Annotated in this window: 21 protein-coding genes; 10 read left to right on the forward strand and 11 right to left on the reverse strand. The window is 62.0% G+C overall.

What is annotated here, in order from left to right; translation table 11 throughout:
* Nucleotides 1–37: 37 nt before the first annotated feature.
* The gene (locus tag AC6FTP_RS09515) at nucleotides 38–1,126 is read right to left on the reverse strand and encodes a radical SAM protein (protein WP_497206677.1); all 1,089 of its coding nucleotides are present in this window, start codon (nucleotides 1,124–1,126) and stop codon (nucleotides 38–40) included.
* A gap of 148 nt (nucleotides 1,127–1,274) precedes the next feature.
* On the opposite strand from AC6FTP_RS09515, the gene glpK reads away from it, so the two are divergent.
* From glpK to AC6FTP_RS09530, 3 genes are all read left to right on the forward strand, one after another.
* A complete protein-coding gene (glpK, locus tag AC6FTP_RS09520) occupies nucleotides 1,275–2,753 on the forward strand; it encodes a glycerol kinase GlpK (RefSeq protein WP_497206678.1) in 1,479 nt (492 codons plus the stop codon).
* Nucleotides 2,754–2,824: 71 nt separating this feature from the next.
* Entirely contained in the window at nucleotides 2,825–3,211 is a 387-nt protein-coding gene (locus tag AC6FTP_RS09525) for a BlaI/MecI/CopY family transcriptional regulator (protein WP_497206679.1), read from the forward strand.
* Nucleotides 3,208–5,382 (forward strand): M56 family metallopeptidase, encoded by a 2,175-nt coding sequence (locus AC6FTP_RS09530; protein WP_497206680.1) that lies wholly within the window; start codon nucleotides 3,208–3,210, stop codon nucleotides 5,380–5,382. Before AC6FTP_RS09525 ends, AC6FTP_RS09530 begins: the two co-directional genes overlap by 4 nt.
* Nucleotides 5,383–5,385: 3 nt before the next feature.
* On the opposite strand, the gene AC6FTP_RS09535 is transcribed toward AC6FTP_RS09530, so the two are convergent.
* Nucleotides 5,386–6,360: an MBL fold metallo-hydrolase gene (locus AC6FTP_RS09535; RefSeq protein ID WP_497206681.1), complete on the reverse strand. Its 975-nt coding sequence runs from the start codon at nucleotides 6,358–6,360 to the stop codon at nucleotides 5,386–5,388.
* Between the two features lie 53 nt (nucleotides 6,361–6,413).
* Between AC6FTP_RS09535 and AC6FTP_RS09540 the strand changes: the two genes are divergently transcribed.
* Nucleotides 6,414–7,055 carry a 5-formyltetrahydrofolate cyclo-ligase gene (locus tag AC6FTP_RS09540; RefSeq protein ID WP_497206682.1) on the forward strand — a complete coding sequence of 214 codons (642 nt, stop codon included), beginning with the start codon at nucleotides 6,414–6,416 and terminating at the stop codon, nucleotides 7,053–7,055.
* A 1-nt stretch (nucleotide 7,056) separates the two neighbouring features.
* On the opposite strand, the gene AC6FTP_RS09545 is transcribed toward AC6FTP_RS09540, so the two are convergent.
* On the reverse strand, nucleotides 7,057–7,512 hold the full coding sequence (locus AC6FTP_RS09545; RefSeq protein WP_497206683.1) for a hypothetical protein: 456 nt from the start codon (nucleotides 7,510–7,512) through the stop codon (nucleotides 7,057–7,059).
* Between the two features lie 77 nt (nucleotides 7,513–7,589).
* Here AC6FTP_RS09545 and AC6FTP_RS09550 point away from each other — a divergent pair, with 77 nt between their 5' ends.
* The 5 genes from AC6FTP_RS09550 (at nucleotide 7,590) to AC6FTP_RS09570 (ending at nucleotide 12,114) form a co-directional block, all read left to right on the forward strand.
* Nucleotides 7,590–8,759: an aminotransferase class V-fold PLP-dependent enzyme gene (locus AC6FTP_RS09550; RefSeq protein WP_497206684.1), complete on the forward strand. Its 1,170-nt coding sequence runs from the start codon at nucleotides 7,590–7,592 to the stop codon at nucleotides 8,757–8,759.
* Nucleotides 8,760–8,768: 9 nt separating this feature from the next.
* Nucleotides 8,769–9,005: a hypothetical protein gene (locus AC6FTP_RS09555; RefSeq protein ID WP_497206685.1), complete on the forward strand. Its 237-nt coding sequence runs from the start codon at nucleotides 8,769–8,771 to the stop codon at nucleotides 9,003–9,005.
* 64 nt (nucleotides 9,006–9,069) lie between these two features.
* Nucleotides 9,070–10,002, forward strand: coding sequence for a carboxylesterase family protein (locus AC6FTP_RS09560; RefSeq protein WP_497206686.1), 933 nt, complete (start codon nucleotides 9,070–9,072; stop codon nucleotides 10,000–10,002).
* A gap of 59 nt (nucleotides 10,003–10,061) precedes the next feature.
* Entirely contained in the window at nucleotides 10,062–10,595 is a 534-nt protein-coding gene (locus tag AC6FTP_RS09565; RefSeq protein WP_497206687.1) for an RNA polymerase sigma factor, read from the forward strand.
* Nucleotides 10,588–12,114, forward strand: coding sequence for a LamG-like jellyroll fold domain-containing protein (locus AC6FTP_RS09570; RefSeq protein ID WP_497206688.1), 1,527 nt, complete (start codon nucleotides 10,588–10,590; stop codon nucleotides 12,112–12,114). Before AC6FTP_RS09565 ends, AC6FTP_RS09570 begins: the two co-directional genes overlap by 8 nt.
* A 71-nt stretch (nucleotides 12,115–12,185) precedes the next feature.
* Here AC6FTP_RS09570 and AC6FTP_RS09575 read toward each other — a convergent pair whose 3' ends face one another.
* The 8 genes from AC6FTP_RS09575 to AC6FTP_RS09610 all read right to left on the reverse strand — a co-directional run bounded on the left by AC6FTP_RS09575 (nucleotide 12,186) and on the right by AC6FTP_RS09610 (nucleotide 19,037).
* Nucleotides 12,186–13,682, reverse strand: a complete 1,497-nt coding sequence (locus AC6FTP_RS09575; RefSeq protein WP_497206689.1) for a hypothetical protein — start codon at nucleotides 13,680–13,682, stop codon at nucleotides 12,186–12,188.
* A complete protein-coding gene (locus tag AC6FTP_RS09580; RefSeq protein ID WP_497206690.1) occupies nucleotides 13,679–15,205 on the reverse strand; it encodes a hypothetical protein in 1,527 nt (508 codons plus the stop codon). Before AC6FTP_RS09580 ends, AC6FTP_RS09575 begins: the two co-directional genes overlap by 4 nt.
* A gap of 45 nt (nucleotides 15,206–15,250) precedes the next feature.
* A complete protein-coding gene (locus tag AC6FTP_RS09585; RefSeq protein ID WP_497206691.1) occupies nucleotides 15,251–15,601 on the reverse strand; it encodes a hypothetical protein in 351 nt (116 codons plus the stop codon).
* Nucleotides 15,598–16,083, reverse strand: a complete 486-nt coding sequence (locus AC6FTP_RS09590) for an RNA polymerase sigma factor (protein ID WP_497206692.1) — start codon at nucleotides 16,081–16,083, stop codon at nucleotides 15,598–15,600. Before AC6FTP_RS09590 ends, AC6FTP_RS09585 begins: the two co-directional genes overlap by 4 nt.
* 75 nt (nucleotides 16,084–16,158) lie before the next feature.
* A complete protein-coding gene (locus tag AC6FTP_RS09595; protein WP_497206693.1) occupies nucleotides 16,159–17,478 on the reverse strand; it encodes a DUF1552 domain-containing protein in 1,320 nt (439 codons plus the stop codon).
* Between the two features lie 121 nt (nucleotides 17,479–17,599).
* Nucleotides 17,600–17,833, reverse strand: a complete 234-nt coding sequence (locus tag AC6FTP_RS09600; protein WP_497201842.1) for a hypothetical protein — start codon at nucleotides 17,831–17,833, stop codon at nucleotides 17,600–17,602.
* Nucleotides 17,834–17,963: 130 nt separating this feature from the next.
* Complete coding sequence (locus AC6FTP_RS09605; protein ID WP_497201841.1) at nucleotides 17,964–18,566, reverse strand: single-stranded DNA-binding protein; 603 nt, start codon at nucleotides 18,564–18,566, stop codon at nucleotides 17,964–17,966.
* Nucleotides 18,567–18,617: 51 nt separating this feature from the next.
* Nucleotides 18,618–19,037: a secondary thiamine-phosphate synthase enzyme YjbQ gene (locus tag AC6FTP_RS09610; protein ID WP_497201840.1), complete on the reverse strand. Its 420-nt coding sequence runs from the start codon at nucleotides 19,035–19,037 to the stop codon at nucleotides 18,618–18,620.
* A gap of 70 nt (nucleotides 19,038–19,107) precedes the next feature.
* On the opposite strand from AC6FTP_RS09610, the gene AC6FTP_RS09615 reads away from it, so the two are divergent.
* Nucleotides 19,108–20,280, forward strand: coding sequence for a sialidase family protein (locus AC6FTP_RS09615; protein ID WP_497206694.1), 1,173 nt, complete (start codon nucleotides 19,108–19,110; stop codon nucleotides 20,278–20,280).
* Nucleotides 20,281–20,362 lie beyond the last annotated feature (82 nt).

Below are 20,362 nucleotides of genomic sequence, written 5' to 3' on the forward strand. Positions count from 1 at the left end.
TCAGAGCGGCCCGAGGCTCGCCGAATTTGGGCGCGCATCAAGATGCAAATTCAGGCTCTCGCTTCGGCTGATACATGCATGCGGGGTCTTCGGCGAAGGAATCGCCCGTCATGCCGTAGGCACGGGAGCGGGAGCCACCGCAGATCGTGCGGAACTCACAGCGTCCGCATTTGCCACCGAGGGCATCGCTGTCGCGTAGGGCTCGGAAGAGAGCGTGATGCCGATAAATGTCGCCGGGGTGCTCTTCGCGGACGTTGCCACAGTCGTAGGGCAGGAAGCCGCTGGGGGAAACGACACCCGTGTGGGAGATGAACATCACACCGCGGCCATCGCGGATGCCGAGTGGTGATCTCATGCCGGGGCGGTGGCGGCCTTCAGCGCCGAGCTTCTGCATGAGGACGCGGCGGAAGTGGTGCCCCTCGGTCGTCTTGATGGCAAAGGGTGCTTTGCCGACGAGCGTGGCCATGTCCTGGAAGACATGCTCGATGTCCTGGGGATCGGGCAGATCGCTCGCCTGCGCGCGGCCTGTCGGCACGAGCAGGAAGACGCTCCACATCTCTGGCTTCAGCTCAAACATGAGCTGCTTGAAGGCTTCGTATTCGTGCAGGTTGCCACGCGTGAGGGTGGTGTTGATCTGCACGCCGATTCCCGCCGCATGAGCCCGATGCACGGCGGAGATGGTGCGGACGAAGGTGCCGGTGACTCCGCGGAAGGCATCGTGGGTCTCACGCGTCGCTCCGTCCAGACTCAGGGAGATGCGCTCGACGCCAGCGGCTTTGATCTCGGCAAAGTCGGTGTTCATGAGCTTGCCAGTCGCCGATGGACTGAGGCTGACGTGCAGCCCGGCATCCGTGGCCTCGCGCACGAGATCGAGGGCATCTCGCCGCATGAGCGGATCTCCACCCGTGAGAATGAGCATGGGCGGCTTTAGCTCGGCGAGTTCCTGGATCAACCGGCTCGACTCCTCGCGATTCAGTTCATCGGGATGCCGATGCGACTGGGCCTCGGCGCGGCAGTGTTTGCAAGCCAGCGCACAAGCGCGTGTGATCTCCCAGAAGACGAGGAAAGGCCGTTCATCGAAGCCATCATACTCCATCAAGTCAGGTCTCGATCCGTTACGTTTCATCAAAGGTACATTCATGATGGATAGAAACGGCCAAGGAGATGCCGAGGCGCGGCAAGGACTGTCGAACGCTGTGCCGATCTTGAGTTTGGACACAGGACAAAGTCTTGTCATCGGCGCGTGGATATGAACAATCTCGGCTTCAACCGCCATGAAATACCTCCTCGCACTCGACCAAGGGACGACCAGCAGCCGCAGCATTCTCTTTGACCCGCACGGAAAGGTCGTGGCGGTGGCGCAGCGGGAGTTCACGCAGCATTACCCGCAGCCGGGCTGGGTAGAGCATGATGCGGAGGAGATCTGGGACACGCAGCTACGCACGGCCAAAGAAGTGCTCAAGAAGGCAAAACTCACGGCGAAGGACATCGCCGCCATCGGCATCACGAATCAGCGTGAGACGACGGTTGCCTGGGACAAACGCACGGGCAAAGCCATCGCGAAGGCCATCGTGTGGCAGGACCGACGCACGGCGAAGTTTTGCGACAATCTGAAGGCGAAGGGCGAGGCGAAACGCATCGGCGCAAAGACGGGGCTCGTCGTGGATGCCTACTTCTCCGCCACGAAGATGCATTGGTTTCTGCAAAATGTGCCGGAGGCCAAGGCGCTCGCGAAAACCGGACATCTCGCGTTTGGCACCATCGACTCCTGGCTGCTGTGGAAGCTCACGGGCGGCAAAGTCCACGCCACGGATGTGAGCAACGCCTCACGCACGATGCTCTACAACATCGGCACTGGAATCTGGGACACGGAACTGCTGAAGCTCTTCGACGTGCCGGCGTCAGCACTGCCGGAGGTGAAGCCATCCAGCGGCGTGTTTGGTGAAACGACGCTTCTCGGCGGGAGCATCCCGATTGCCGGCATCGCGGGCGATCAGCAGGCGGCGTTGTTTGGGCAGGTCTGCACGCAGCCGGGCATGGTGAAAAACACCTATGGCACCGGTTGCTTCATGCTCATGCACACGGGCACGAAGCGCATCGTTTCGACGAACAACCTGCTCACCACCGTGGCTTGGCAGCTCGGCAGCGGGCCGATGGAATATGCGGTGGAAGGCAGCGTCTTCATCGCGGGTGCGGTCGTGCAGTGGCTGCGCGATGGGCTGGGCATCATCAAAAAATCCTCCGATGTCGAAGCGTTGGCCGCGAGTGTGCCAGATGCGGGTGGCGTGCATGTCGTGCCCGCTTTTGCCGGACTTGGCGCGCCGCATTGGGACCAGCACGCGCGGGGTTTGATCTGCGGGATGACTCGCGGCACCAAGAAGGCACACATCGCCCGCGCGGCGCTGGAAGGCATCGTGTATCAGGTGGCGGACATTTTGAATGCCATGCAGGCCGATGCCGGCGTGAAGCTGCGCGAGCTGCGAGTCGATGGCGGCGCGAGTAACAACAACCTCATGATGCAGTTCCAGGCAGACATCCTCGGCGTGCCCGTCGTGCGTCCCGTCGTCACGGAAACCACCGCGCTCGGTGCGGCCTACCTCGCGGGTTTGGGTGTCGGCTTGTGGAAGAGCCCGAGCGAGATCGCCAGCCAATGGCAGGCAGAGCGTCGTTTCAAACCGGCGATGACGGCGGCGAAGCGGAAGATGCTCATGGCAGGCTGGGCGCGCGCATTGGAGCGGGCACGAAATGAGTGAAGTTGACCGCCTGTTGAAAAATCAACAGGCGGAGCTTGACGAGTCGTCTGCCTGCTGATATTTCAGCAGGCATGTGGGATTCCAATCAATCGCAGGACCTCAGTCGGCGGGAGCGCCAGGTCATCGAAATCGTCATGAAGCATGGGCGTGTCTCGGCGCGCCAGATCGAGGAAGAGTTGCCGGATGCGCCGACTTACTCGGCGGTGAGGTCGATCCTGCGCCTGCTCGTGGAGCGGGGCGTTTTGATCAAAGAATCGGAGGAAGGTCGCGACTGGTTCCGTCCGCCAGTGCCGGTGAAAACGGCGCGTGTGCAGGCGCTGAAGAACCTCGTCTCTCGCCTCTTCCAAGACTCTCCAGGTGAGGCTGCGCTGGCTCTCCTGGGGCAGAAGGACATGAAGCTCTCCGACCAGGAAGCCGAAAAACTCATCCAACTCATCGACCAAGCCCGCCGCTCATGAAAACCATCCTCGACTCCCTCATGCTCGAAGTCAGCCTGCGTCCCGATCTGGGCCGTCTGCTCTCTGCTCTGCTCATCAGCAGCGGCATCATTCTGCTGGCACTGGTGGTGACGCAACTGCTGCGCCGGAGATCGGCAGCCAGCCGGAACATCGTCTGGCGCATCGTGATCTCTGCTCTGCTGATGCTGGCCTTCTGGCAGCTCATGCCGCGCTATGCTCCGCCGATGACGGTGCATGTGGAGCTGATGGAGCCTGTGCCGGTGGTAGATCCTCAGCCACTCATTCTGCCATCTCTGCCTCCTCCAGCGTGGTGGGAGTATGCATTGAGTTCGGTGGATCGACGTGCGCATCAGGTCTGGCTCGTGGTGGCGGGTCTGCTGCTCTGCCTTCGTCTGCTGCGCAGCACTTGGAGCTTGCGGCAGCTTTTCAAACGCAGCCGCTTGGCGACACCTGAACAGCAGGAGTATTGCGACGACCTCTCCCATCAACTCGGGATGACTCAAAGAGCTGTTTGTCATCTGTCAGAGGGAATTGGGTCTCCACTGCTCACAGGTTTTTGGCAGGCTCATATCTGGTTGCCGGAGGAGGCAAAAGACTGGTCGGTGGCTCGACTGCAAGCGGTGTTCCAACATGAGCTGGCGCATCTGAGGCGGCGTGACCTCGGCTGGCAGCTGCTGACGACTTTGGCGGGCTGCCTCTGGTGGTGGCAGCCGCTGATGCCAGCGGCAGCTCGTGCTCTGCGGGCTGAAGCGGAGCAGGCAGCGGATGACTTGGCAGTGACCTCAGGTGGCGATGCGCATGGCTATGCTCGCACCCTGGTGGAGATCGCCGCGGGATGGACTCAGGGTCAATCTACGGCACCCGCCGCAGGGGTGGCCATGTTTGGCAGCCGTGAGAATCTCCAGCACCGCGTGCGCGAGCTGTTGCGGGACAATCGCTGGCGCGGGCGCATCGGTGGAGGTGCGTTGGTCGCCATTGCCATCATCGGCGTCATCCTCCTGGCACTAGCGAGTACGCGGTTGGAGTTCCAGCCACGTCCGCAGACCTTTACGAGTCTGGCAAAGCTCGTCGCAGGTGGTCGAATTGTAGCGAACGAAGGGGGCGTCAACTGGCAGGACCAAATGACCGACTTCTACGGCACCATCATCGAGACGCTGGAGAGCGCGGAGATGAAGAAGCGAGCCATGGCGCGGGTGAATGCGCTGCATCCTGACCTCAAGGGTGCAAACGTGGACATCCGCGTTATGCAGACGAAGGGCTCGGCTATCTTCCATGTCTTCGCTATCGGTGGAGAGCCAAAGTTCACCAAAATCTTCCTGGATGCCTTGCTGGATGAGTTCATCGCCTTCAGACAGCAGATTCGCGAACAGGGACTGGAGCGTGCTCTCAATACCTTCACCGAAACGGTGGTCAAAAAGAGCAAGGAACTCCAAGACAAGACCAATGCGCTGGAAGCCTTCCGCAAAGCGAACAACTCCGTCGTTCTGGCCGAGGGAAACAACGGTGCCGCCGCCAAACTTCAAAAGCAGCAGTCAAGATTAGCGGAGGCGGAGGAGCGGGTCTCGGACTTGGAGGTGATGATGAGAGATCCCAGCTCGGCTGTCGGCAATTTAGAGCGTGGCTATACCGCAGATGGCACGGCGAAACCCGAGCTTGGGCGCGGGCTGACCATCGCTGAGCAAAGTTATCTGAAGAGCAAAGCGGAGGCCTTTGCGCTAAAACAGGAGCTGGATTTCCTACAGCAAAAGCAGCCGACGGATGCTGCGGCTGTCGCCGATGTCGAAACCCGGGCTGCCAAGGCGAGCCATCTCGAATCGTCTTGGAGAAAGGAGCTCAGCCAGCAATGTGCCCAGGAGAAGATTGCGCTCACAAAGCAGATCGGGGTTCTGGAGGAATCAGTCCAGAACGCCCAGGCCGAAGCACTCGAATTTGCAGCCAAGCTGGCCGAGCAGGAGCGTCTGCAGGAGAGCTACAATGCGGCCAAGAAGACCCACGACGAGTTGTTCAAGAAGGTTCAGAACTTCCAAGAACTGCAAAACATCCAGACCGACTACGTCGCCATTCAGGAGCGCGCATCGAACGCCTATCTGGACATCAATGAGCGAATCTTCCCTGTCTGGAAACTCTGGACGCCAACGCCGAAGACCGCGGCTGACTCAGGGAAGAAGTGATTTTCAATACACCGCTGTCTCGCCTTCATGAAGGAGGCGGACGCGGTCTTCGAAGCCACGGGTGAGGGCGGAGCGAGCGAGCCATTCGGCGGGCTCGTGCAGGGGTTCGCCGCCTAATGGAAATGTGTCGTGGTGCATGGGCACCATGTGGCGGGCACCCATCATCTCGAAGGCATCCAGCGCTTCCTCGGGATTCATGTGAACGGGGCGACCGCTGGGGGCGAGGTAGGCACCGATGGGCATGAGCGCGAGGTCGATGTCGGCGCGCTGGCCGATGTCGCGGAAGCCATCGAACATGGAGCTGTCGCCACAGTGGAAGAGGGTGCGCTCGGGGGCCTGGATGAGGTAACCGCCGAAGCCGCGGTGCGTGTCGTGAATCATGCGCGCGCCCCAGTGGCGGGCGGGAGTCAGTGTGACGTGGAGATCGCGGAACTGCGCGCTTTGCCAAGTCTCCAGCTCGACGATCTGCCCGAAGCCGCAGCGCTTCACGACGCTGCCGACGCCTTTTGGCACGATGATGGGCTGACCACGGGCAATGCGGCGGAGGCTGGGCAGGTGCAGGTGATCGAAGTGGGCGTGCGTGATGAGCACGAGGTCGATGGACGGAAGGTCACTGGCCCAGAGGCTGGGGTGGCGGAGGCGTTTCACGGGGCCGTGCCAGAGCGCCCAGTTCGGGTCGATGATCAGATTCACGCCGCCGATCTGGGTGAAGAAACCGGCATGGCCGAGCCAGGTGACGCCGAGTTGGTCCACGGCCGCCAGAGGCACTTCGTCGATGATGCGGCCCGGTTTGCGCGGCGCGAGGATGCTGGGGATGAGGACCTCGCCGAGGAATTGCAGGTTTCGCTGACGCCAGCCTTCGGTGGGGCGGAGGCCGATGTGGTTTTCATCGCGCTGACGGCGATTGAAGAAGCGCTTCCTGTCGGGCCGGCTCAGGAGAGCGGGCCCTCCGTGGTCCGGAGCGGGGTCGTGAATCATCTTGGCGGGGGAATGCCTGACTATTATGGAAAGTAAACGGCCTTTCGCCCGCGATGACAACCCTGTTTTTCCTGGTCATCCGTCTTGGCAGCAGAGGGTTCGGAGAGCAGGTTGGTCGCCGAATCATGGAAGAAACTGGCGATACATGGACCAAGGCAACGGTGAGACGTTCGATCCGCGAACGAATGCGTTCCGTGCCGGACGGCACGCTGCGGAGATGGTCGGTCCAACTCGTCGAGCGGCTGAAGGCCCGTGCCGACCTCTGGGAGCAGCCCGGCGTGGTGGCGCTCTTCGGCGGACTGCGCAACGAGCCGGACCTCGTCTCCGACTTCCTGCCCTGGCTGCACGAGCGCGGCTGGCGCACGGTTTTCTTCGGCGTGGATGGCACGGAGCTGATCCCCGTGGAGGTGCGTGGGGTGGCGGATTTAAAACGCGGCACGCTGGGTGTCTGGGAACCCGTGGGGACTTCACCTCTGCCCGTGGGTGAACTGGATGTCATCCTCGTCCCCGGACTGGCCTTTGCCCTGCGCGATGGCGCGCGGCTAGGTCGTGGCGGCGGTTTTTACGACCGCCTGCTGTCGAAACCCGAGATCCGCGCGCGGCTGGTCGGGGTGGCCTTTCATCTCCAGGCACTGCCGGACATCCCCTGCGAGCCGCATGATGTCCGCGTGCCGGATTTGGTGACGGAGCTATAGGCTACCTCACCGTGCCGATGCCCGGCATCATCATCTGCCGCGCCATGTAGCCGCGACCTGCATAGGGCGGCACGGAGTTGAAGGCGACGCGGCGCTGATTGTAGAAGTCTAGGATGCGGGTGCGGGTGTGGATCAGGCGGGCACGAAGTTCCGCGTGAGTGGCATCATGCGGCGTGTCTTTGACGCATCGGTTCAGGTGCTTGATGGATGGGGCGGCGTAGATGCGGACCGTGCCTGGGTAGCGCTGATCCAGATAACGTGCTGGCAGCCCATGATGGACGATCACCTGCTTCCCGGCACTGCCCGGCCCGAGCAGCGGCACGGCCATGGATTCGGGGCCGAAGTCGGCGGCGGAGAAAGTGAGCACCTTGCTCAAAATCGGCTGCGGTTTGAAGCCGGAGCAGGAGGCGAAAAACAAAGGCAGCAGGAGAAAGGCGAGTCGGCGGGCAAGGGTCATGGTTCCACATCAACGTTCCGTTCTCCGGGCTTCGCCATCCAGATTTCGTCATTCGTCATTCGGATTTCGCCATTCCCATGCCACTCTCCTCCATGTTCACCTCTGAAGCCGAACGTCTCGCCGAGTTCCCCATCGCCCACGAAAGTATCTTCCTTGGCCATGCCGGGGTCACCATCCTGCCTGCGCGGGTGGCGAAGGCGATGCAGGACTACCTGCACGAGGCCTGCACGCGGATGCAGGAGTTCCCCGAAGCCTGGCGCGCCACGAATGAAACCCGTGCCATCGCGGCGAAGATGATCGGGGCACAGGCGAGCGAGATCTCTCTGCTTGGCCCCACCTCCCTCGGGCTCAGTCTCGTGGCAAACGGCCTCGACTGGCAGCCCGGCGACGAGGTCGTGTGTTATCAGGACGACTACCCCGCGAACGTGTATCCTTGGACCGACCTCGCCCGGCATGGCGTCGTCGTGCGACTTTTGAAACCCGACGCGCCGGGAGCCATCACACCCGAGTTGGTCGAGGCAGCCCTCACTCCGAAAACGAAGCTCGTCGCCCTAGCTTCCTGCCATTTCCTCAGCGGCTACCGGATACTGATCGACGAAATCGGCCAGATGCTGCGTGCACGCGGCGTGCTGTTTTGTCTCGATGCCATCCAAACGCTCGGTGCCTTCGAGACGCGTGTCGATCACGTCGATTTCCTCAGCGCCGACTCCCACAAATGGATGCTCGGCCCCATGGCGGCGGGCATCGTTTATGTCCGCGAAGAGGTGCGGGAGCGCCTGCGGCCCACGTTGCTCGGCTCCTGGAATGTATGTAGCCCGAACTTCATCGCGCAGCCCGAGATCGCGTTTGAAAAAGGCGGCCGCCGGTATGAGCCGGGCGTGCTGAACGTCGCCGGCATTCTCGGGATGAAGGTCGGCCTGGAGCTGCTGCTGGAGAAAGGTATCCCGCAGGTCAGCGCGCAGCTTTTGCGCCTGAAAGCCCGGCTCGTGGCAGGGCTGGAGCCGCTGGGCTTCCGCTTCATCTGTCCGGTCGATGGGCCAAACGCCTCCGGCATCACGACCGCCTATCGCGTGGAAGGCAGCGGCCCGCCGGTGGACAAAGTCTTCGATCACCTCACCGCCCTGCGCATCAGCCCGAGCCTGCGTTATGATCGCGCGGGCAAAGCCTACCTGCGTTTCAGCCCGCATTTTTACAACACCGAAGCGGAGATGGATCGCGTGATTGCCGAAATCGCCCGGGCGGCGTAATGACCTCCGATGAATTCCGAATTCGGCACCCTTCACGCCCTGCTCCAGCGCAGGCTCTATCTCATCTCGGATCATGAGTTTCGTGATGTGGATGCGCCCGGCCACCTCGCCGCACTCCAGCAGATCTCCGAGCTGATCACCACCGAGCATCATCGGCTGAAGCCCATCCTTCCGAACCGTCTGGCGCACTTCCTCCAGCAGGCCAGCTTTTCGAAGGCGCTGGAGTATCTGGAAAAGGGTGAGTGAGGAGTCGTGCCTCGCGTTTTATTCTCGCCGCCAGACAGGCACGGGCGCTAAGCTGATCGGCGATATGAAAACATTGCTTTGCCTCCTGAGTCTCTCGTTCGCCACCTCCTGCCTCGCCCGCGAATGGACTGCGGCGGATGGTCGGAAGCTGCAGGCGGACTTCGTTTCCGCCACTGCCACGCATGTGACGCTGAAGCGCGCCACTGATGGGCAAACTTTCCCGCTGGAGATCTCACGGCTCTCGGCTGCCGATCAGGCATGGATCAAGCAGCAATCCACCACCGCTGCGCCTGCTGCCGCTGGTGCAGGGAAGCCGCTCTCAGGCCCCTTCGCCGCTCTCGCCACGGGCGACTGGGCGCTTTCGAAACAGGGGAACCTGCCCTTTGCCTTTTATGCCTCCAAGGATCTCGATGCCTCCAAGACCTACCCGCTCATCCTCGCCCTGCATGGCCGGAGTCCGAATGATGAAAATGGCAAGCAGGTCGGCGGCTGGATGAAGAGCTTCACGAAGGAGGAGCGCTACAAAAAGCACCCCTGCATCATCGTCGCCCCGCTCGGCTACCAGCCCTTCGGCGGCACCGGACGCGCGTGGAATTCAGCGCCGGGGGAGGAGTCCATCGACCTCGTCAAAGAGCTGCTCAAGTCACTGCCCATCGACAAGGAGCGCGTCTATTGTGTCGGCTACTCCATGGGCGGATTTGGCACCTGCCATCTCATTAACTCCGAGCCGCGACTCTTCGCCGCTGGTGTGGCGGTGGCTGGTTGCACCGGGCCGGACACGGCGGGCACTTTTAAAAAGGTGCCGCTGTGGCTCTTCCATGCCGCCGATGATGCCACGGTGCCCGTCACCGGCTCGCAAGAACTCTGGGCTGAACTGAAGCGGGACAAGGAATGCCAGTACACCGAGTATCCCACCGGAGGCCACGGCATCGTCGGCAAGGTCTTTGAAGAAGAGCCGCTGCATGAATGGCTCTTTTCCAAGGGCGGGAAGAAGTGAGGCCGGTGAGGCGCACTTTTTTGTCCGGTTTTCTCGGCAGTTGCGGGTAAATTCATGACATGACCTCTCACGAGACGCGCGCCGCCCAGATCTTCCTCAGCCATCACGATTTCGTGAAGGGCGTGGCTTTGAAATACGCGCCCTGGCCGGGGCTGATGGAGGACATCTCGCAGCAGGTGTTTCTCGAGTTCATCGGCAAAGAAGAGCGCTGGGATCTGGAGCGTGATCTGCGACCGCTTCTCGCCACGATGACCCGGCATGTGGCCATGCGACTGTGGCGGGATCGCACACGCGAAAAGCCGGAGGTCGTGCAAAAGCTGGCGGAGCACATCCGCCAACTGGCCGAGGAGCAGGACGCGCCGCCGCGCTACGAAGCGGAGATCGGCATCCTGCGCGAGTGCCTGCAAAAGCTGCCGGAGAAAAGCCGCGAACTCGTGCAGCTCTACTACTACCACGACGTCGCCACGCCGGAGATCGCCGGGCAGATGGAGATGAAGGCGGACACCGTCTGCCGCGCGTTGTCGCGAGTGCGCGAGAAGCTGCGCGAGTGCATTCAAAGTCAGATCAAGAAAGGAGGCCCGGCTTATGCGTGAGGATGCTCATGATCCCGAAGTGCTGATCCAGCACTACCTCGAAGACTGCCTCACCGAGGCGGAAGCCGCCGCGCTGCTGGAGATGACGCAGCGTGACCCCGCGCTGGCGCAGCGGCTCATGGAGCAACTCCACCTCGACGCCATGCTGCGCGAGGCGACCGCAGGGCTCGGCTCCCTCGCCCCGGCGGTGAACATCGTGAAGCCCACGCCGCGCAAATCGATCTGGCTGCCCACGACGATGGCCGCCGCCCTCGCGGCTTGTGTGACTCTCGCAGGCACCTGGCTGGCAGGATTCACCACCGACGACGAAGCCACGACGAGTGCCGTCGCCGTGCTCATGCGCGGCGTGAATGCTGAGTGGGAAGGTGCCGCGCCGCCCACCGGCACTCCGCTGGTGCCGGGAGTGCTGAGGCTGAAGAGCGGGCTGGCGCAGATCGAGTTTTATCAGGGAGCGCGCGTGACGCTGGAAGGTCCGGCGAACTTCGAACTCATCTCCGTGAGCGAGGCGCGCTGCACTTCTGGCAAACTCAGCGCCCATGTGCCGCCTCAGGCCCGTGGGTTTAAGATCCAGACGCCGAAGGGCACCGTGGTGGATCTCGGCACCGACTTCGGGCTCGATCTGAACTCACCCGAAGCCCAGGTGCATGTCTTCAAAGGCGAGGTCGAGCTGCATCCCGATGGCAAAGCCATGCAGCCGCTGAAGGAAGGCGAGGCCATGCTGCTGGCGAACACGACTCAGCGTCTGGCCGCGAATCAGGATGCCTTTGCCTCGCTCGGCAATGTGGACGAGCGCACGGCGGAGTCCCAGCGCGTGGCCTTCGAGCAGTGGCTGCAAAACAGTGCGCCGTGGAATGCCGACGTGGGTTTGCTGGCGCGGCTGGATTTCCAGGACCCGAGCCACACACGCATGCTGAGCAATCATGCTTTGAAAGCAGCCCAAGTGCCGGCGGGCAGCATCGTCGGCTGCCAGTGGACGGAGGGCCGCTGGCCGGGCAAACGTGCGCTCGAGTTCCGCAACGTCAGCGACCGCGTGCGTCTCAGCATCCCCGGAGATCACTCGGCGCTCACCCTCAGCGCCTGGGTGCGCATCCACGGGCTCGACCGCGCCTACAACTCCCTCTTCATGGTCGAGGGCTACAAAGACGGCGCCGTTCACTGGCAGATCACGCGGGAAGGCAAACTGCGACTCGGCCTCGCGGGGCGCGACGGCATCCCTGCCAAAGATCACGACACGCCCGAGCTTTTCACGCCCGAGCTATTCGGCCAATGGCTGCATCTGGCCACCTGCATCGACCCAGCGGCAAAAGAAGTTCGGCATTACCTAAATGGCGAGCTCGTCGCCCGAGTGCCCCGGCAGGTGATGTTCCCCGTGCGCATGACCCTGGCCGAGCTCGGCAACTGGAACGACGGCAAGCGCGGCGACGCCGTCGCCATCCGCCACTTCAGCGGCGTGATGGATGAGTTCATGCTCTTCGGGCGCGTGCTCAGCGCGGCGGAGATTCAGCGGCTGGCTCGGTGAGGGTCGCTCCGCAAACACTCGTCGCCAGCGTTCTGCTCGATCCCGATGAGCCGACCACGAAGGTGAGAAGCTCAAGGCTCACGCTTCATCCGCCACAGCCAGTCTTTGTCCTTCGCATCCGGCCCGGCTGACCAAAGGACGTAGCCGCCGTTTTCAAGGCGGTAGCCCGGCAGATGCCCCGGCTGTGCTGGATCATCGAGCGTGAAGAGCTTCAAATCCTCCTTCACCACCTCCAGCGATGCCGGAAAGGCTCCGTGACACAGCCGGTGCTTCTCCAAAGCACAGGCGATGATGAGGCAGCGTCGGTGAAACAGGGCCTCGGCGACGGCATGGGAGATGTTGCCGACATTCGGAATGGCGATGGCACCCAGAATCCGCCTTGGGTTAGGCCATGAATTGGCCTCTTTGCTAAGCAGGCGCACTTTTTCATCACGCGCTGCTGCGGTGAGCCATGCGTCCTTACCCACCGGGCCTAGCTGCTCCAGGATGCAGTCTGCATAGAAGGCGATGTTGGCATCATGCCAGCCGATGGGGCCACGAATCATCGCAAACTCGAAAGCACGGTCCACCATGCCTTTCCAGCCCGGCTGATGCACGCTTCTTCCCATCAACACCTCGGGATGACTGCGGAAGTAAACCAGTGCGGCAAACATGCCCGTGATCTCGCCGCCGAAGGATTTCTCATAGCTCACCAACTCATCGAACTGTCCCAGCCGCACCTGCAAACGGCTCAGTGACCCCTCCGTCCATGATGGATGCTCCAGCGCCTCGTGCAGTGCGTCAAAAGTGATGTCATGCAGTGCCATCGGCACCAGGATGCCGATGATGCCGCCGCGTGCCGGTGCCTCGCTGAAGCGCAGCATAATCTGAGCGGTCATTGCGGTCTTCTCCTTGTCTCCCACCATCGCCGCGCTGCGCAGATGAAGGCCAAGCTGCTGCTGAAACCGGTTCACGTTTTGAAACTGGGGAATCGCCGCCTCCCATGGATTGCCGCCCGCCACCTCCGTGGCCTCCCGCTGGCCGGGTTTTATGATGGAGTAAGGCTTGTTCAGTCCCTCCGCGAGCTTTGGAAGCACGGCCCTACCATCCGCCAGCTCACGAGAAAGCACCATCACGGCGTCCTCACCTGCTGGAGCCGCCCTTTTTACCATCCACGCCTTCAAATCGAGCCTGCTAGGCCCGCCGTCATCACTCTCGACGATCTCCGGCAGGATGAAGTCCTTCGGCACCAGCACATCGGGTGGCGGGTTGTAGTGCGTGCCCAACGTTCCCGGCTTCGTCTCGTGCAGCCACGATTCGATCAATGGATTCGCGAAGTAGTTCTGCTCGTCCGTGACCGTCGGCGGCATGAAGGCAAAGGGATCATCCGTGCCCAGCCGCTCCACCACACGCTGATGCACCTCCTTCAGCTCGCGGGCGCTGCGCCAGTTCTCCCACTGCCAGAGCACGGTGATGAGGGAGACGATCACCACGAGCGTCCACGCCGCACGGCGATTCCAGATGAGCCGCCATAGCCAGCGAGCAAGACGGAGCGTGAACCAGGTTTCGGTGATGGGTTTCGAGTTCATGGAGTTCGTTTCATGCGCCAGAGCCAGTCTTTGTCGGCCACGCCGCCGTCATCCCTGGCATCGGGTCCGGCGGACCAGAGCAGGTAGCCGCCGTTTTCGAGGCAGTAGCCGGGAGGATGCTTCGGGCGGGCGGGGTCGTGCGTTTCAAAGCCGCTGAGAATCGGCAAGGCGGCCGGATACGCGCCGTGACGCAGGCGATGCTTTTCCAATTCACAGGCGAGGATGAGGCAGCGGCGGTGGAAGAGCGTTTCTGCGGCGGCAGGGAAGAGGTTGCCGACGCGGGGGATCGCCATCAGGCCGATTTTGCGGCGCATGTTCCAGTCGCGGAGCCAGTCGTTGTGGACGTATTCGGATTTGTAGCGGCTTTTGATGTCTTCTTGACGTTGCGCGGCGTTTATCCACTCGGTTTCACCTGCGGGGCCGAGCGTGTCGAGGTAGCACTCGACATAGAAGGCGGTGCTGGCGTCGTGCCAGCCGGTGGGACCGTAGATGTAGCCGAAGCGGGTGGCTTGGTTGCCAAGGCGGGCGAGCCAGGAGTCGTTCTCATTGCCAAAGTGGAGCATTTCCACAGCGAGGCCGTCTTTGCGGCAGCTTTCACGGATGAAGAGGCCGACGCCGTAGCCGGTGAGTGTCTCCATGCTCATGGCACGCTCGATCACTTCGAGGTCGTTGATCTTGCCGAGCTGGAGTTGAAGGGCGCGGAGGCTTTCTTCTGTCCATGCAGGTTTGCCGAGGGCGTCTTGCAGCGCCTCAAAGGCGATTCCGTGCGTGGCGGTGCACACCAGCGAATCGACCAGCCAGTGATGTGAGGTGGCGGACTCAGGAAACAAGCGCAGCAGGATGAGCGCGGTGTTGCGTGTCTTTTCCAAATCAACTGCGGCGGCAGCGACGCGAAGATGCAGGCCCAGATCGAGCATGGTGGCGTTCACTTGGCTGACATTCGGCTGCGGTGCCTCGTATGGATTGGCCCCTGCGGTGATGAATTCGTCATGCTGGTGCGGTTTCCAGGCGGAAAAGGGCCGGGAGAGGCCAGCTGCCAGCATGGGTAGCAAACCGTTGCCGCTGCCGAGTTCGCGGTTCAGGGCGACTGCGGGCGATTCGCCCTTCAAATCGCGATTGTTGGCCCAATTCGCGAAATCGACGCGGGAGGTGCCGTCGGTCTCGTTTTCGAGGATTTCTGGCTTTACGAAGCCTTCGGGCAAAAACACGCCTTTCGGGATGACGTAGCGGATTCGCTTTCCTTCGCGGTGCATCCACTGCTCGACGACGGGCAGGGCGAAAAAGTTCTGCTCATCCGGCACGCTGGGAGCAGCGAGGTCGAACCAATTTTCCGTGCCGATGCGTGCGAGCAGGCGTTCGCGTGCTGCTTTGAGTTCACGGGCACTGCGCCAGTTCTCCCACTGCCAGAGCACGGTGATGAGGGAGATGAAACACACGAGCGTCCACGCGGTGCGACGGAGCCAGCGGCGAGAACATGAGACAGGTTTGCAACCTGTCGGTTTGGAAGGAGTGGCTGGGTTCATGAGCGCGACGGGGAATGAACAGGTTCAAAACCTGTTCCACTTTCTTCACAGCGGCGGGATGGGGCCGCGGCGTTGTTCGAGGAGTTCATGGGCGAGGCGTTCGGTTTCGGCGAGATGGGCGATCATCTGCGCGGGCGTCACCGGCGGCAGATTGGCGTAGTTTTGCAGCGTGCTCTGCGGGATGGCCTCCGGCGTGGTGAGCCGGAAGTAGAACGCAAGCAGCCAGCACGCCGCCAGCGGCAGGCGCAAAGGTCGCGGGATGAAGGTGAGCCATGCGAAGCCGCGACGCTTTCGATTCGACTCCGCGAGCGCCACTTCCATGCTGTGCTTCAAGAATTCCGGCGGCGGATCACGCCAACGCAGAGTTCGCAGGGTTTGTTCGACATTGGTTTTCATACGAGAGTGTGTTTGTGGGCACGGAGTTTCTCCAAGGCATAGCGGTAACGGCTGGCGATGGTTTGCGTGGGCTGGCCGAGCAGTTCGCCGATCTCGCGAAAGCCCATGTCCTCCCACACATGCAGGTGGACCACGCTGCGCTGCTCCTCCGGCAACTCCGCGAGGGCAGCGATGAGCGCGTCGTGATCCGCTGCCGGCTCAAACCAGCCCGGCAACTCCTGCTCCCACGCCTCCAGCGCCTTTTCCTCCCGCTGGCGACGCCGCAGCGCATCGAGCGAGAGGTTTCGCGCCATCGTGAAGATCACCGCCCGCTCCGAGCGTGCCGTCGTCACCGCCTCGGCATCACGCGCCAGCTTCAAAAACAACTCCTGCACCACCTCCTGCGCCAGCCCCTCATCCTTCGTCACCGACCACGCGAAGCGATACACGCTCAAGGCGTGGTCGGCATGGAGTCGGGAGAGAGTGGCTTCGCTAGGCGGCATCCGTGGTCAGTTTGGCAGACGACGCACGGGAAGGCTGGTTTTATTTAAGCCGCCTTCAAATGCCGAACGAATCTACTAAATCACCAACGCATTCTCCGCGTCACCGAAGTGACTCGTTTTCACGCCCATGCGGTCCATGAGGGCGATGTGGAGGCGGCAGAGTTTGCGGTTTTCGTCTTTGCTGAGGTCGTGGAAGCGGCCGCCTTGGATGGTGCCGCCACCGCCGCCGGCGAGGACGACGGGGAGCTGGCGGGAGTCGTGCGCGTTGCCGTCCATGAGGCTGCTGGTGAGCAGGATCATGCTGTTTTCCAGCAGGGTGCGCTCGCCTTCGTTCGTGGCCTGCATTTTGGCGAGGAACTCGGCCCAGAGTTTGACCTGATGCTCGTTCACCCGCTGATACAGGCTGAGGCGATGCTCGTCATTGGCATGGTGCGACAGCTCGTGGATGCCGCCGCTGATGCCGTCGAGGCTGGGGAAGCGCATGTTGGAGAGGTCGTTGTTCATCATGAAGGTGGCGACGCGGGTGCGGTCCATCTGGAAGGCGAGGAGCATGATGTCGAACATGAGGCGCAGATGGTCCTCACTGCTGGCGGGGATGCCTGCGGCGGGTCGGCCGATGGTTGGAGCCTTCACGGTGGGCATCCAGCCTTGGCCGTTGGTCTCGGCCTGGCTGATTTTTTCGGCGAGCTCGACACGCTGCTCGATTTCACGCACGGAGGTGAGGTATTCGTCGAGCTTCTGCTTATCGCGGCTGCTGAGCTTCGGTTTGAGGCTGCTGGCGTCTTCGAGCACGAGGTCGAGGATGCTTTTGTCGCGCTTGCGGCGACTGCCATCGTCAAAGAGCTGGTCAAAGGCCTGCTGCGGGAAGATTTCCTTCGGCGCAGGAGTCGTGGGCGTGCTCCAAGAGATGTAGGCGGAGTAGATCGAGGTGAAGCCGCTGTCCGTGCTGTAGCTGGGCCGCTCAGTGCCGAGCACGACGCTGGGCACGGGCGTGAATTTGCCTGTCTGTGCCGCGATGAGCTGATCCATCGTGGTGCCGACTTCGACATCGGTGGTGGTCTTTTTCACCTTCAGGCCGCAGAGCACATTCATCTTCGGATAGTGACCGCCTTCGCCTTCGACGGTCGTGGGATTCCACAGGCCGGTGAAGACGTTCACATGCTTCTTGAGTCCTTCGAGCGGGATGAGCGATTTTTTGAAAACCATGCCGCTGGGCGTTGTTTCCGCGCCCCAGTGATGCGGGTTCACGCCATTGCCGGTGAAGCACACGGCGAGCCGACGCGGCGCGGTGTTGTTTTTGACCGATTCGGCTCCAAAAGCGCAGATGGACTCCAGCCACGGCAGGCCGAGCGCTGCACCGGTGCCACGGAGGAAAAGACGACGTGAGGTATTCATTGGGGGGGACTCAAAAGACGCAGCGAGAGCACAGAAGTTTGCAGCCGCCTGCCGGTGCTCTTTGGAGCAAGTTCCGGTCCCAGCCGCCTCCCAGTTCTCAAACGCTGCCTCCTGCGACGGCTTATTTGCCGGGTGCCTTGGGCTCGACGGTGTAGCGGCCGGGGCTTTTCTGATAAGTGTCCATGCAGTCCACACAGCAGAAGGCGACGTTGCCTTTTTCGGTGAAGACGCGGTAGATGATGCGGACGGCTTTGCCATCGACGGGGCATTTATCATTGATGGCGGGACCGCCTTTGGCAAAGACGGCAGTGACGCTGACGAGGGCGAGCAGGATGGCGGGGATGAGTGCTTTCATGGCGTTTAGTTTTGGGTGGTTGGCCGGTGGGGGAAGCGGCGTTCTGTGACCCAAAACGAACAGCCCTCCAGTTTCCTAGAGGGCTGCCAAAGGCTGCACATGAATGCGCAAAGGGCGCGCAGTCGGGCGATCAAAAGGGGATGTCGTCGCCTTCGAGACCGTCGGTGATGGGGCCTTCGCCGAAGTCATCCTGCTGTTGTGCGGGGGCTGGACGCTGAGGTGGACGCTGCTGTGCAGGAGCGGGACGCTGGTAACCGCCGCCGCCGCCGCCACCGCCACCATTGCCTGCCGGACGACGTGCTTGCTGCTGAGGTGGAGGAGAGCTGTAGCCGCCCTCGTCGTCGCCACCCTGATAGCCACCACTGGCCCCTGCACCTGAAGGACCGCCGCCACCACCAGGACCGCTGAGGAATTGCATGTTTTCGCAGACGATGCGGATCTTGCTACGCTTCTGGCCAGTGGCCTTATCCTCCCAGGTGTCCATCTGGAGGCGACCCTCGATATAAACAGAGCGGCCTTTGGAGAGGTATTGCCCGGCAAGCTCGGCCTGCTTGTTCCAGAGGACGATGTCGAGATAGGTCACTTCTTCCACACGTTCACCAGTGTTTTCATTCAGATAGCGGCGGTTCACGGCGATCGCCATATCGCAGACGGCAGATCCTTTCGGAGTGAAGCGCACCTCGGGGTCGCGGGTGAGGTTGCCGATGAGCATGACTTTATTGAGGGAGGCCATAGTTCGTCATCATAGCCATTCGCAGGCTCGTGGAGCAACCGTTTTGTCAATTCACTCCCCGACCACGCTGATCACGACACTCCGCGTGTGTGGTGCCCGCCGATGCTCGAAAAGAAAAATCCCCTGCCATGTCCCCAGCGCCAGCCGCCCGTTCACGACCGGAATGACCTCGCTCGTGCGTGTCAGCGCCATGCGCAGGTGGCTGGGCATGTCGTCCGCGCCTTCATGAGTATGCACGAAGTAGGGCGTGTCCTCCGGCACCAGATGATCGAAGAACGAATGCAGATCCGTCCGCGCTGAGGGGTCGGCATTTTCAAAGATCACGAGGCTGCAGCTCGTGTGCTGCACGAAGATCGTCGCCATGCCCGTCCTGATGCCCGAAGCGCGCACGACCTGCTCGCAGCGGTCCGTGATTTCGTAGGTTCCCTTGCCCCGAGTGGTGATGGAAAAGCTGTCGGCGTGTGCTGGCATGACGCTGGATAGGAGCGTGGTCCCGCGACGTGACAATGCAAACCTGCCACCCTTCTCCCGTAGTGTCGGCATGACCTCCAACCCATCGTTGCTCTCCATCCTCAGCATCTTCATTCTCGGCAGCATTCTGCAAAGCGCTGAACCACCAGCGATCAAGATCCTGGAGACCATGGTCATCTCCCCTCAGTCCGAGTATTACCACGGCTGGTCCACCGTGGTCCGCCGCGCGAATGGCGAGCTCTGGCTCTCCTGGTCCGGTGGTCGCGAGTCCCACGTCTGCCCCTTCGGCCAGGTCCACGCCATGACCTCGCGCGATGACGGCAAGACCTGGACCTGGCCACGAGTGCTGCTGGATGGAGCCATCGACGACCGAGACTCCGGCGTGCTGGAGACGGCGAAGGGCACCCTGCTCGTTACCACCTTCACCTCGCTCGCTTATGAGGACTCCTTCAAGAAAGCCACCGCCATGGCCGAGCACACCGAAAAGGGTTGGGTATCTAAAGCGATGCCCCCTGAGCGCTTTGCCAAGTGGAAGGCCGCTCATGACCGTCTCAATGACGAGGAGCGCAAGGCTGAACTCGGGGAGTGGCTCATCCGCTCCACGGATGGCGGCAAAACATGGTCAAACCGCATCCCAACCGTGGTAAACAGTCCTCACGGGCCCATCCAGCTCCAAGACGGCCGCCTGCTCTATGCCGGCAAGCAGCTCTGGACTGGTGAAAAGAAGGTCGGCGTGGCCGAATCCAAGGACGATGGCCTCACCTGGCAATGGCTGGCAGACATCCCCACCCGCAAAGGCGACGACGCGGTGAAAAGCTACCATGAACTCCACGCTGTCGAAGCTGCTGATGGCTCTATCATCGCCCAGATCCGCAATCATAACCCCGCTGACAAAGGCGGCACCCTGCAAACCGAATCCAAGGATGGCGGCAAGACCTGGACAGAGCCCCATGCCATCACCTTCGGCCTTCCTTCCCACCTCCTCCGCCTGCGCGATGGCCGCCTGCTCATGACCTACGGCCACCGCCGCCCGCCTTTTGGCAACCAAGCCCGCCTCAGCACCGACCACGGCAAGACCTGGAGCGAGCCCATGATCCTCTCCGGCGATGGCAAAGGTGGTGACCTCGGTTACCCCAGCACCGTCGAACTCGCCGACGGCACCCTTTTGACCGTCTGGTATGAAAGCATGAAGGAACCCAAGCTCGCCGTGCTCCGTCAGGCGAAGTGGCAGATCGTCCGTTGAGGCAGCGCAGCGCGTGCATCCAGACAGCAGTGAGCCTTGCCAGCAGGCCATCCTGATCTAGTCTCCGCGCCGCATGACCGAT

Origin of the sequence: Prosthecobacter sp. (assembly GCF_044378005.1) — a bacterium.
Taxonomy (GTDB): domain Bacteria; phylum Verrucomicrobiota; class Verrucomicrobiia; order Verrucomicrobiales; family Verrucomicrobiaceae; genus Prosthecobacter.